The organism is Clostridium oceanicum, from assembly GCF_039521385.1.
GTDB classification, from domain to species: domain Bacteria; phylum Bacillota; class Clostridia; order Clostridiales; family Clostridiaceae; genus Clostridium_F; species Clostridium_F oceanicum.
This window is the reverse complement of sequence record NZ_BAAACG010000008.1, coordinates 495,023-508,281: the sequence shown is the minus strand read 5'-3', so window position 1 is coordinate 508,281 and position 13,259 is coordinate 495,023. Positions and strand designations below refer to the sequence as shown.

The following is a 13,259-nucleotide window of genomic DNA, read 5'->3' as shown; positions in this document are numbered from 1 at the left end:
TTATTTAGTTAAAATAATTTTTATTTTATAATTATTAAAAATATCTAATAATGATTTATCAGGCAATTTATCAGTTATTAGTATGTCAATTTTAGATAAGTCAGCCACTCTGAAAAAACCTTCTTTTCCAAATTTAGAACTATCACATAATAAAATTACTTCTTCTGCTTGTTCAATCATTTTTTTCTTTACAAAACCATCTTCGTCAAAAACTGTCATTATACCTTTACCACTAAGACCACAAGAACCTATAAATAATTTATCAACATAATAATTTGAGAGCATAGAAATTACTGGAGGACCATATAAAAGACGTTGTTCTTTATTTAACTCTCCTCCTAAAAGGTGAACACGTATTTTTTGTGATTTGTTTGAAAGTATATCAGCTTGATTAATAGAATTTGTAATAATAGTACAGGTGTCTACATTAATAAATTCTGAACAAGTTTGAACTGTTGTGGATGTATCCATTATGATTTTATCATTTTCTTTAATTAATGATGCTGCAAGTTTACCAATAGACTTTTTAACTTCAGAATCAGTAAATAAACGATCTTTATAACTTTTAATTTCAGTTTTGATACTTGGAAGTAGGGCTCCTCCGCGGGTTCTAAGAATATCTTTTCTTTTTTCTAGCTTTACTAAGTCACGTCTTGCAGTATCTCTTGAAACATTACATAGATTACATATTTCTTCTATACTTATTCTTTTATGATTATTTAGATATTTTAATATTGCTTGTATTCTTTCTTCTTGGTACATAAATCCACCTCTATTTTATTTTTCAGTATATCTATCTTTATTTTCATAAGTATTTCTAAGTTAATTATAAGTAAAATTAAGCAAAAGGTCAAGTTGAAATAAGTAAAAATAAGTTATTATAAGTTTTTTGCTTAGCAGGATGATTTATAATAATGATATTGAATTTTTAAAGTTGTTACATTAATTTTCCTTTTATTAGGTTTTACAACTATTTTACAAAATGGATATATTTAATGGTTTGTATAAAGAAAAGTAAGTGTTATTATTATGTTAACTAAGTATAAATTTTTTTAGAAGGGAACATATAGAATGAAAAGAATTTTGATTGTAGAAGATGAATTAAGTATTTCTGATTTAATAAAATTAAATTTAAATATGGTTGGGTATGATACTAGGCAAGCTTTTGATGGAGTAGAAGCTCTAGAATTAATTGAAAAAGAAAATTTTGATTTAATATTATTAGATATTATGCTTCCTAAATTAGATGGTTTTAATATAATGAGTAGATTGGAAAATTTAGATACACCTATAATTTGTTTGACTGCAAAAAATTCAATACCAGATAAGGTTAAAGGATTGAGAATGGGAGCAGATGATTATATAGTCAAGCCCTTTCAGTCAGTAGAACTTTTAGCTAGAATTGAAGTAGTTTTAAGAAGATATAAGAAGGTAAGTAATCTAATATGTTTTAAAGACTTACAAATATATATAGAAGAAAGAATAGTAAAAAAAGATGGCAAGATTATAGATTTAACTTTAAAAGAATTTGAATTATTGGTACTTTTAATTAAAAACAAAGGGATAGCTTTTTCAAGAGAAAAAATTTTAGAAAGTGTTTGGGGATATGATTATTTTGGAGAAACTAGAACTGTTGATATGCATATTCAAAGAATTAGAAAAAAATTAGACTTAGGTAAAAAGATAAAGACTGTATATAAAATAGGGTATAGATTGGAGGAATAAATGAAATTTTGGCAAAAGATATTTATATATTCAGTAGTTATATTTTTGATTATATTTAATTTAGGTGCTTATATTCTAATAGAAAATAGTCATAATTTAAATTTAAAAAGATCTATAAATAGAGGACTAGAAGAACATTCTAGAATTTCTACAGGAATAAGTTTTAATATAAACTTAATTAAAAAATATTCTGAAGTGTATCCTGGTAAATATTATCAGGATTATTACAGTGAAAATAACAATGTTAATAAAAAAGTCATTAAAGAATATTTAGGGAAATTTAATGATGATATTTATCTAGAAGTTGTAAATCAAGATAATGAGACTGTTTTTACTAATTTAGATTTTAAAGTTTTAGGGGAAAGACAAGAACTTAAAGATCCTTTTTTAGATAAAAGAAAATATATTATAAGAGATATAGGTGATAAAACTTTTTTATTTATAAATAGTTTATTAGATACAAAGGGAGAAGTATTAAAATTTTCCTATATTAAAGATATAACATATATTTATCAAGATAGAAAGGCTCAATATAATCTTTTTATAAAGTTATGTAGTATGCTTTCTATTATTTTAGCTATTTTTATGTATGTTTTAACTAAGCATGTCACAAGTCCAATCAATAAACTAATCAATGTTACTAAATTAATATCAAATGGTGATTATTCCAAAAGAGCAGAAATTAAATCTAAAGATGAAATAGGTGCTTTGTCGGAAAATTTTAATAGTATGGCATTATCTATTGAGGAAAAAATAACTGAATTAGATAAAAAAGCAGAGGAAAGGCAACGCTTTATTGAGAGTTTAACCCATGAAATAAAAACTCCTCTAACTTCTATAATAGGGTATTCAGATTTTCTTCGTTCAACGGCTTATGATGAAAAAGTTTTTTTAAAGGGGTTAAATTATATATTTAAAGAAGGTACAAGATTAGAAGAATTGTCTTGGAAGATGATGGATTTAATTTTATTAAAAAGAGAAAATTTTAAAATGGTTTATGAGAATATAAACACTATAGCTGAAGATATAAAAGAATCTTTACAAAATAGATTAAAAATTAAAAATATTAACTTGATAATAGATATTAAAAAAGAATATTTTATTTTAGTAGAAAAAGATTTAATAAGAAATTTAATTATTAATTTAATTGATAACTCTATAAAAGCTTCTAAAGAAAGATCTAATATATATTTAAATGTTTATAAAAATGAAAATTCAAAAATAATAATTGAAATTATAGATGAAGGTATAGGAATATCTAAAGAAGATTTACCAAAAGTTTTTGAAGCTTTTTATATGGTAGATAAATCTAGAACTAGAGCTAATAATGGAGCGGGACTTGGACTAGCTATCTGTGCAGAAATAGCAGAAATTCATGAAGCAAAATTAGAAATAAAAAGTGAAATAAATAAAGGAACATTAATTAAATTGATATTAAACCAAAAGGAGCAAATGTTATGAAGTTAAAAATAATAACCACATTAGTTCTTGTTTCCTTACTAATATTAGGAGCTATTAATGTTTTTGGACAAATGCCTAAAAAAGTAATACAAAAAAATCAAGTAATTGTAGAGAAAAGTAAAGAGAAATCTAATAGTACAGGTTATTATGTAGAGAAAACCGTTAAAGCTTTAGAAAGTCAATTAGGAATTAAGGTTAATAAAAGAAATATGAAAACTGAAATAGTAGGTAATGGTGGTCAAAAATGTTTTTTATTAAAAAATGATGAATTACATGGAGGGGAATTAGATGTTTACGTATTAATTGATACTAAAACAGATAAAATACTTCAACTTTCATATTTTGATAGAGAGACATTAAGAAAGTACGAAAAAAAAGTTTATAATGAGTACAGCTTTAATAAAGCTAAAAATATAGCGGAAAATTTTATTAAGAAAAATAATTTGTTAGATATTAAAAAAGTACAACTTAGTGAGAAACTAACTAAAGAGAGTTCACAAAATAGTAATCAATATTTTTTATATTTTAAATATAATACTAACGATGTATATTTATTAATTAAAATAGATAAAGGCACAGAGAAAGTTAGTTCATACGAATTTATAGGTGAAATAAAAGGATTAGGTTAAGGGATAAAATTAAATTATTATAAAATTATAATATAGCATTCAAATTAATATTAAAACAAATTCTTATAAAAGTATTTTATTTAGGATTTGTTTTTATTTTTTTATATTTTATTATTATAAAATAAATAAGTTAATGAGGTTAGATTATAAATTATGGATTTTTATTACTTTAATGGTTAATGTATGGTATAATAATGAATATCATTATCATTTAAGCAAAAGCGTATTCTTCTATGAAAAAATATTTTAAAATTTAATTAATAGGGGGTAGATATATGAATCAATTTCCAAAAGTCGATAAGGGATTAGAAAAATTGTCAGAAATGATTTATGCACCTATGTATACAAAAATATTATTTGCAGGTATTGAACTGGATATATTTTCACAGTTAGAAGAGTTAAAAACCTATAAAGAAATTTCAGAAAAACTAGAGTTACATTCAAGTAATACTAGATATTTGTTAGATGCACTGACATCAATAGATTTATTAGAAAAGAGTGAAGGCTTTTACAAAAATAAAGAAATAGCAAGTAAGTATTTAGTTAAATCTTCAAATTTATTTATTGGCACTTATATTAGAATGTTAAGTAGTACTTCCGGATTTGATGATATAGATATTGTTAAATTAACAAAAGAAGGACCTATTAGTGAATCTGATGATAAAGAAGCTGTAGAAGAATCATATGAATTATATGGTGATTACACACAAATGATTAAGACTGGACAAAAGGTTGGAAGAGCAAATGAAATTGCAGATTTGGTTTCTTCTCTCCCAGAATTTAATAATTTTAATAAGATGTTAGATTTAGGAGGGGGACCTGGACTTATTGCTATGGCAATTACAAAAAGGCATCATGGAATTCAGTCTGTGGTTTTTGACACTCCAGAAGTTTCCAAGATTGCTGAAGAATCAATAAAAGAATATGGATTAGAAGAAAGAGTAAAGGTATTAAGTGGAGATTATTTAAATGATTCAATTGGTGAAGGATATGATTTTATATTGGCTTCAGGAACATTAAATTTTGCAAAGCATGATTTAGATTCGGTTATAAAAAAAATATATGATGCTTTAAATCCTAAAGGTGTTTTTATGTGTATTTCAGAAGGTTTAATAAATGAAAAAACAAAGCCAAAAGAAATGGTTGTAGGGTGGCTTCCAAGTTTCTTAAAAGGATATGACTTTAGCTTGGAACAAGGAGAAGTAAGTGATGCTATTTTAAGAAATGGATTTGAAAATGTGTATAAAAGAACATTTAATAGTGTAATGGGTGAGATGGATGTTGATATAGCAAGAAAGTAAGCAATGATTGACAAATCAATAGTTAACTACTATAATGATAACTAAGTTATCATTATAGTAGTTAATAAGATTGTCGAGGTGTTACAGATGGGAAGTAGCTATGAAAAAACACATTCAGATATCCTAAAGAGTGCAAAGAAAAATTTTATGGAAAATGGATTTGAACGTTCTAATCTTAGAAAGATATGTAAAGATGCAAATATAACAACAGGAGCTTTTTATCGTCATTTTGAGGATAAAGAAGCTGTATTTATAGAGATAGTTAGTCCTGTTTTAGCTGAGCTTAAAAAGATGTATTTAGAAAGTGAAAAAGAGAGTTATAATATTCTTGAAAACTCAGAGATTGAAAAAATATGGGATGTAAATCAAAATGGAATCATGCCTTTTATTGAGTTTATTTATGATAATTATAGTGAAATAAAGTTACTTTTGTTATCTTCAGATGGGACAAAATATGAAAACTTTCTTCATGATATTTCAGAAATAGAAACAAAAAAAACCTTAAAGTATATTAATGCTATGAGAAAAAAAGGTTATAAGGTTCATGATATTTCAGAAAAAGAAATTCACATGATAGTTCAAGCATATTTTTCTTCTGTTTTTGAAGTTGTTGTACATGATTATACCAAAGAGGATGCAATTGCTTATACAAAGACTCTAGTGAAATTTTTTGCTCCAGGATGGAAAAATATTTTAAGTGATTAGAAGGAATTGTCTTAAGACTTTTCTTTTTTGCCACTATGATAACTAAGTTAGCTATCTTAGTTATCAAACGAATATGTGATGATTTTTTAAATACAAGTATTTCAAAAATTTTTATGTTTACTTTTAAGTAAGAGTTTATTAGAGGAAGGTAATAAATTGTTAAGATATAAATTCAGCATAGATAGTTACTAGAATACTGATAAATTTTTAATATATAGGGAGGTTTTAAAATGGATAGCAAAAAAGAGAAAAAAAGTTCATTAAGTGAATTATTAAAATTTGCTGGAAATAGCAAAGGGAAAATTAATCTTTCTATTTTTTTAGCTATAATAGGTGTACTTTTAGTAATGTTATCTTATTTAAGTGTAGCAATGTTAGCTGCGGGATTTTTTGATAATAGCATAACGAAGGAAGGAGTTTTAAAGTGGTCTTTAGTTGCTTTAGGAGGATTTATAGGCAAAATGCTTTTTACAACATTGTCTACTATGACATCCCATGAAGCAGCATTTACGATTTTAAAAAATATACGTTCTATGCTTTCAGAAAAAATGTTAAGGGTTCCTTTAGGGGTTATGATGGAATCTTCAACAGGAGAGCTTAAGACTCTTGTTGTTGATACTGTTGAGAAATTGGAAAAGCCTTTAGCTCATATTTTACCAGAGATGACTTCAAATCTTTTAACGCCTATTTTTATTATAATTATTCTTTTTGTTTTAGATTGGAGAATGGCATTAGCAGGAATTGCAACTATTCCCTTAGGTTTTATAGTAATGATGGGTCAAATGATTGGATACAAAGAAAATTCTTCTAAATTTATGAAAGCTGGCAGTGATATGAATGAGGCTCTTATAGAGTATGTTAATGGAATTGAAGTAATTAAAGCTTTCAATCAATCAAGTAATTCTTATGAAAGATTTACAAAAGCTGTTTTGCATTTTAGAAATTTTACTCTTGGATGGTGGAGAAAATGTTGGGGATTTGCAGCAGCAGGATATGCTCTTGTTCCTTCAACTCTTTTAGTAAGTTTACCTTTTGGAAGTATGCTTTTTATGAAAGGAAGTATTGATTTTAGTACTTTTATAACTTGTATAATTTTATCAATGGGAATTGCAGGACCACTTTTAGCAGCTTTTCAGTTTTTCGAAGATTTTGCTGTTGTGTATCAAAGTATTGAAGAAGTTGATAAATTCCTCCATATTAAAGAGTTAAAAAGACCTTCAGAAAGAGTAGTGTTAGATAAAGATGCATTTAGATTAGAACATGTTTCTTTTTCATATGGCGATAACAAAGTTTTAGATGATGTAAGTTTAAATGTTTTACCAAAGAAAGTTACAGCAATTGTTGGTCCTTCAGGGGGAGGAAAATCAACTATTATGAAACTTATGGCAGGATTTTGGGATGTAAATGAAGGTAGCTTATTATATGGAAATAAAGATATAAGAAACATTCCAACTATTCAATTAATGGAAGAAATAAGTTATGTAGCACAGGATAACTTTTTATTTGATTGTAGCATCAAGGAAAATATACGTTTTGGAAATGCAAATGCTACAGATGAAGAAGTTATTAATGCAGCTAAATCTGCTTGCTGTCATGATTTCATTATGAATCTTTCAAAAGGATATGATACTAAAGTAGGAGATGCTGGAGGAAAACTTTCTGGTGGCGAAAGACAAAGGATTACACTTGCAAGAGCTATTCTCAAAAATTCTAATGTAATTTTACTAGATGAAGCAACTGCTTTTGCAGATCCTGAAAATGAAGATTTGATACAAGAAGCATTAGCTAGATTAATAAAAGGAAAAACTTTAGTTGTTATTGCTCATAGACTTACAACTATTCAAGATGCTGATCAGATTGTAGTAGTTGAAAATGGAAAAATTGTTGATAAAGGTTCTCAGAGGGAGTTGCTAAGTAGATGTAATCTTTATAAAAATATGTGGGATAAGCATATGGCTGTATCAGCTTTATAAAATTGGAGGGGATAGTGTGTTTCGTACAATAAAAAGAATTATAGATATATGTGGTTCCTATAAGAAAAATTTAGTTTCAGGTATTATATTTAGTTTCATTCACTCATTTTTGGGATGCATGTCTTTGTTTGCTATTTTGTATATTTTAGTTAATATTAAGAATTTAACATCATCTATCATTTTTAATGGATTTATTATACTTTTTATGGGGTTTATTGGACAATTTATTTTTAAATGGTTGATAACTATAAAAATGACTGGCAATGGGTTTTATGTATACGCAGAGAAGCGATTACAAATAGGAGAAGAATTAAAAAAAGCACCAATGGGTTATTTTAATGAACAGACTTTAGGTGATATTAGTGCAGCCTTGACATCTTCTATGACATTTTTAGAAAGTTTTAGTATGGTAGCAGTGGAAAATATGGTTAGTGGAATTGTTCAAGCAGTTTTGACAACAGTTATATTGTTTTGGTTTAGATGGAAAATTGGGTTAATAACCCTTATAGGAATAATTATTTCTCAGATAATTTTGCATAATGTTAAGAAAAAAGCAGTTGGTCATACTGTCATAATGCAAAAATCTAAGGCAAATATGGTTTCTAATGTAATTGAATATATTAGAGGAATTACTGTGGTGAAATCTTTTGGAATAAATGTAGGATTTAAAGAAAAACTTGATAAGGCGTTAGATGGTGATAAAAAAGCTAGTATTTCTATTGAAAAAGAAGTAATGCCAGGAGTAAGTATGTATAAAGGTATATTTGATATAGCTAGCGGATTTGTCATTATGGTAACAGGGTATCTTTTTTTAGGTGAGGAAGTAACATTTCCTATTGCAGTATTATTTTTAACATCTGCTTTTACTGTTTATCAGCATATGAAAACTATGGGAAATAGTGCATTTTTATTACCTATGATTGAATCAGCATTAGATAGGTTAGAGAAGGTTATTGATATTCCTAAAATGAGTGGACAATATAATAGATTAGATACAAAAAAATATGATATTGAAATGTCTAATGTTTCTTTTGGATATGAAAAAGACAGAAAAATTATTAAAAATGTTAGCCTTAAAATACCAGAAGGATCTAAAACAGCTATTATTGGTCCTTCAGGCTCTGGAAAAACTACATTGTGTAGTCTTATGATGAGATTTTGGGATGTTGATAGTGGAAGTGTTAAATTTGCTGGTGAAGATGTAAAAAATATTTCTACAGACTCACTGATGAGCCATATAAGTACAGTATTTCAAAAGGTTTATTTGTTTCATGATACTATTGAAAATAATATTAAATTTGGGAAACCAGAGGCAAGCCACAAAGAAGTTATAGAAGTAGCTAAAAAGGCTTGTTGCTATGATTTTATTATGAAACTTCCAAAGGGATTTGATACTGTTGTAGGAGAAAGTGGATCAACACTTTCTGGTGGTGAAAAGCAAAGAATTTCAATTGCCAGAGCAATATTAAAAGATTCTTCTATTGTAATTTTAGATGAAGCAACATCTAGTGTAGATCCAGAAAATGAGCATGAACTTTTAAAAGCCATTGATGAATTAACAAAGGACAAAACTGTTATTAGTATTGCTCATAGAATATCAACAGTTAAAGAAGCAGATCAAATTATAGTTATGAATGATGGGAAAATTGACGAAGTTGGTACCCATGATAAATTGATATTAAAAGAAGGAATTTATAAGAGATTTATTGATATTAGACAAAAATCTCTTAGATGGCAAGTTTAATTTATATATATTTTTAAATTAATATTAGAATAAAAATAAGTTTCCAGTGATATATCTTGGAAACTTATTTTTTATTTGAAATTAAAATCTATTTTATAAAAAAATTTACAATTTGGTAATAAGTATGCGAGATATTGTCATAAGTGGTTTATATAATTTTATTGTAGGAAAAAGAATTTAAAGAATACTAGGATCAAAGGAGAAAATCCATTATGAAATCAAAAATAAAGTTTGCAATATCATTGATTGCTATATTTGTTATAGCATGGACTATAATTTTAGAACAAATTCCTAAAAGTAGAGTGAAAAAAAATCAAATGATGAAAGCAAGACCAATAAATCAATTAGATGATTGGGTAAAATATGTACAAAAAACTTAATAATAAATTTGTTTATGAAATAGATAAAAAATATAAGAATCAGTAGCTTAAATGAAAATAGAAAGAACTGAGGGGAATATTATGAAATTAAGAAAAAGATTAGCAATAACAGTATTTATAATATTGATGATAATTGTAACTATATCTTTTACATATATGAGTATAAGCATACTACATATAAATGAAGTAGTAATAGCAGCTCCTAAAAATCAATCTATTAGTACAAAAAAGTATATAGAAAAAATTGATAGATGTTTTAAGGATAAGTTAGAGTTTGAAATAGATAAAAAAAATATAGAATTCAAAACTCACTATGCTATTGGAAATGATAATGAAAAGTATTTTACCTTAACTAGTAATAATGATGATATATACTACAAAGGCAGAATAAATACTAAAACAGGTGAAGTTATAGAACTTTATTATAATAATAACAGAGAATTTATAAAAAAGAATAAAAAGGTTAATGAAAAACATGGTATAAGAGATTCGAAAAAAATAGCCCTTAATTTTATTAAGAATAATAATATACTAGATGGAAGTAAAGTGAATTTCATTGAAGAATATATTAAAAGTAATTCAAAAGGCTTTGATGAATATAATGTGTTTTTTAAATATAATAATACTAAAAAAATATTAGTAAAAATAGATAAAAATAGCTATAAAGTTAAAGGATTTTTATTAGAAAATTAAAAGCTTTTATAATATGAAAAATAATAAAAACTATAGATAGAATGATTATTTTTAAATATAAAACGGTAACATGAAAGTTTTTGTATGCTTTTTAATTTGACATAATAAAGGAAACCTTGTATTATTTAAAAAAATATCCAAAAAGCATTGATTGGGAAGAGTATATAGCCTATGTTTTAAAGAGAGTGGGGAAAGGTGAAAGCCCATAAACAAAAACTATTGAAAATCACCCTTGAGCTGTAAACTGAAATTTAGATTCTATCTAAAGTGTAAGTTTTACCGGTATCTAGCCGTTATTAAGTTGAGATAAAAATTGAGTGGTACCGCGTGAATCTTTTCGCCTCATGGCTAAAGGTTCTTTTTATTTTATCTAATTTTATGATTTAATAACTTTTTTAGTAAATATTATTATCTATAGTTTGTAATTTTACTTTTGATTTATTACAAAACAATATTAATTTCTTAAGTTAGTTTTATATATTTTTTATTATTGTATTGGGGTTACATAATAAATAAATATATTTCTAATAAAATATAATTTAAAAAAATTTAGCTTAATATGTAAACTTAATCTGTAAACATATTAGATTTAATAAAATAATTTTACAAGTAACCTTTATAAAATAGGTTTAAAATCTAAATTAATTATAGGATGAAGCTTTAGTGCTTTAAAATATTAAAGTTATAATAGATTCATATAAAGACTTTTAAAAGTTATTTTAATTGTTAAACTAACTATTTTAAATCAATATTTTTACTTATATGTATTATATATGAAAGTTAAATAGATAAACAAAAGGGGGCTTTATGATGTATACATTTATAGGAGGACTATTAGTTCTTTTAGCTGGATATGTTTTCTTTTCAAGATATGTTGAAAAACAACTTGATGTTGATGAAAATTCAAAAACTCCAGCTTATAAATCAGGAGATGGTGTGGATTTTATTCCTATGCCAACTTGGAAAGTTTATTTAATACAATTTCTTAATATAGCAGGCCTTGGACCTATCTTTGGGGCATTGATGGGAGCTTTGTATGGGCCGATAGCTTTTCTTTGGGTAGTTGTTGGATGTGTTTTAGGTGGAGCAGTACATGATTATGTATCTGGTATGATTTCATTAAGACATAATGGGGCAAGTCTTTCTGAAATATATGGCATGTATCTTGGAAAAAAAGTTCAAAACATAATGAGGGTTATTACTGTTTTTTTCTGTGTAATTGTAGGGGTAGTATTTGTAGCTGGACCTGCTGGACTTTTAAATAGTTTAATTCCTACTAAGTTCGGTATAAATTTATGGATCGCTATTATATTTATTTATTATTTTTTAGCAACAATATTACCGGTAGACGTTATAATAGGAAAGATATATCCTATATTTGGAATGTGTTTAGCTTTTATGGCAGTAGGCGTTGGAGTATCTTTGATTTTAAATGGATATCATATTCCAGAAATACAGTTTGCTAATTTACATCCTAAAAATGCTTCTATGTGGCCTATGATGTTTGTAACTATAGCATGTGGTGCTATATCTGGATTTCATGCTACACAGTCACCTATGATGGCAAGATGTTTAAAAAATGAAAAAGATGGTAGAAAAGTTTTCTATGGTGCAATGATAACAGAAGGTGTTGTTGCAATGGTTTGGGTAGCTGCTGGATTAGCTTTTTATAAAGGGACTCCAGGTCTTGCTGAAATAGTGCTAGGGAAAGCTGGATCTGCAGGAGCTGTATTTGAAATTTCTAATACTCTTTTAGGTAAAGCAGGAGGAATGCTAGCTATAATGGGAGTAATCGTATGTCCTATAACTACAGGGGATACTGCATTTAGAAGTGCTAGATTAGCTTTAACAGATATACTTAATTATTCTCAAGAAAAGGTATCTAATAGATTAGTTGTTGCTGTTCCTATGTTTGTAGTTGGAGTTTTCTTGACTTTTGTTAAATTCCCTATACTATGGAGATACATGGGGTGGCTTACACAAGCTTTTGCTATGGTAACACTTTGGGCATCTTCAGTGTATTTTTATCAAAAAGGCAAAAACCATTGGTTAACTAGTATTTCAGCATTATTTATGACTTGTGTATCTGTAAGTTATATAATGCAAGCACCGGAAGGTTTTAAATTACCAGCAACTATATCAAATATAACAGGTATATGTGTAGCTTTAGTATTTTTAATTATGTTCTTTGTTAAAATGAAAAATACAACTACTTTAGTGGAAAATACAGTTAACAATTAACATATAAATTCAAATTATAAAGATTAAATAACAAACAACAAATAAGATATTTTTTATGGTGATTAAAAACTATAAATTATATTGAATGATAGAGAAAAGTTTTGGAGAAAATCCAAGACTTTTTTATTGTATTTTGAAATTTATAGAGGTTTAGTATTGGAAGAAGTTAGAATTATAAATATTTTTATAAAATTTTTAAAGAGTTTATTATATAAAATAATATAAAAAAGTATAGATAGAATTTGTATTTTGTATTAAATTACAAAAATTAAAATATGTAGATAAATTTCAAAAATAGGAGAAATGGAAAGCATATAGTGTTAATTTTAGATTTCCAATATAAAATTTATTTTCATAATAGTATATAAGTCATAAATATCAGAAAATTATGTATTATAACTTGTAAT

Annotated in this window: 11 protein-coding genes and 1 other annotated feature; of the genes, 10 read left to right on the top strand and 1 reads right to left on the bottom strand. The window is 26.1% G+C overall.

Annotated features, from left to right (window positions below; translation table 11 throughout):
- Window positions 1-762 carry a DeoR/GlpR family DNA-binding transcription regulator gene (locus ABDZ71_RS08450; protein ID WP_343760715.1) on the bottom strand — a complete coding sequence of 254 codons (762 nt, stop codon included), beginning with the start codon at window positions 760-762 and terminating at the stop codon, window positions 1-3.
- Between the two features lie 309 nt (window positions 763-1,071).
- Here ABDZ71_RS08450 and ABDZ71_RS08445 point away from each other — a divergent pair, with 309 nt between their 5' ends.
- From ABDZ71_RS08445 to ABDZ71_RS08400, 10 genes are all read left to right on the top strand, one after another.
- Entirely contained in the window at window positions 1,072-1,725 is a 654-nt protein-coding gene (locus ABDZ71_RS08445) for a response regulator transcription factor (protein ID WP_343760713.1), read from the top strand.
- Window positions 1,726-3,186, top strand: a complete 1,461-nt coding sequence (locus tag ABDZ71_RS08440) for a HAMP domain-containing sensor histidine kinase (protein ID WP_343760711.1) — start codon at window positions 1,726-1,728, stop codon at window positions 3,184-3,186.
- Window positions 3,183-3,815 carry a hypothetical protein gene (locus ABDZ71_RS08435; RefSeq protein ID WP_343760709.1) on the top strand — a complete coding sequence of 211 codons (633 nt, stop codon included), beginning with the start codon at window positions 3,183-3,185 and terminating at the stop codon, window positions 3,813-3,815. Before ABDZ71_RS08440 ends, ABDZ71_RS08435 begins: the two co-directional genes overlap by 4 nt.
- A 275-nt stretch (window positions 3,816-4,090) precedes the next feature.
- Complete coding sequence (locus ABDZ71_RS08430; protein ID WP_343760707.1) at window positions 4,091-5,116, top strand: class I SAM-dependent methyltransferase; 1,026 nt, start codon at window positions 4,091-4,093, stop codon at window positions 5,114-5,116.
- Between the two features lie 87 nt (window positions 5,117-5,203).
- On the top strand, window positions 5,204-5,821 hold the full coding sequence (locus ABDZ71_RS08425) for a TetR/AcrR family transcriptional regulator (protein WP_343760705.1): 618 nt from the start codon (window positions 5,204-5,206) through the stop codon (window positions 5,819-5,821).
- A 230-nt stretch (window positions 5,822-6,051) separates the two neighbouring features.
- On the top strand, window positions 6,052-7,794 hold the full coding sequence (locus tag ABDZ71_RS08420; RefSeq protein WP_343760703.1) for an ABC transporter ATP-binding protein: 1,743 nt from the start codon (window positions 6,052-6,054) through the stop codon (window positions 7,792-7,794).
- A 16-nt stretch (window positions 7,795-7,810) separates the two neighbouring features.
- Complete coding sequence (locus tag ABDZ71_RS08415) at window positions 7,811-9,538, top strand: ABC transporter ATP-binding protein (protein WP_343760701.1); 1,728 nt, start codon at window positions 7,811-7,813, stop codon at window positions 9,536-9,538.
- Window positions 9,539-9,750: 212 nt separating this feature from the next.
- The gene (locus ABDZ71_RS08410) at window positions 9,751-9,918 is read left to right on the top strand and encodes a hypothetical protein (RefSeq protein ID WP_343760699.1); all 168 of its coding nucleotides are present in this window, start codon (window positions 9,751-9,753) and stop codon (window positions 9,916-9,918) included.
- A gap of 81 nt (window positions 9,919-9,999) precedes the next feature.
- Window positions 10,000-10,611 carry a hypothetical protein gene (locus ABDZ71_RS08405; protein ID WP_343760697.1) on the top strand — a complete coding sequence of 204 codons (612 nt, stop codon included), beginning with the start codon at window positions 10,000-10,002 and terminating at the stop codon, window positions 10,609-10,611.
- A 138-nt stretch (window positions 10,612-10,749) separates the two neighbouring features.
- Window positions 10,750-10,959, top strand: a binding site (T-box leader).
- A gap of 462 nt (window positions 10,960-11,421) precedes the next feature.
- Window positions 11,422-12,852 carry a carbon starvation CstA family protein gene (locus tag ABDZ71_RS08400; RefSeq protein ID WP_343760695.1) on the top strand — a complete coding sequence of 477 codons (1,431 nt, stop codon included), beginning with the start codon at window positions 11,422-11,424 and terminating at the stop codon, window positions 12,850-12,852.
- Window positions 12,853-13,259 lie beyond the last annotated feature (407 nt).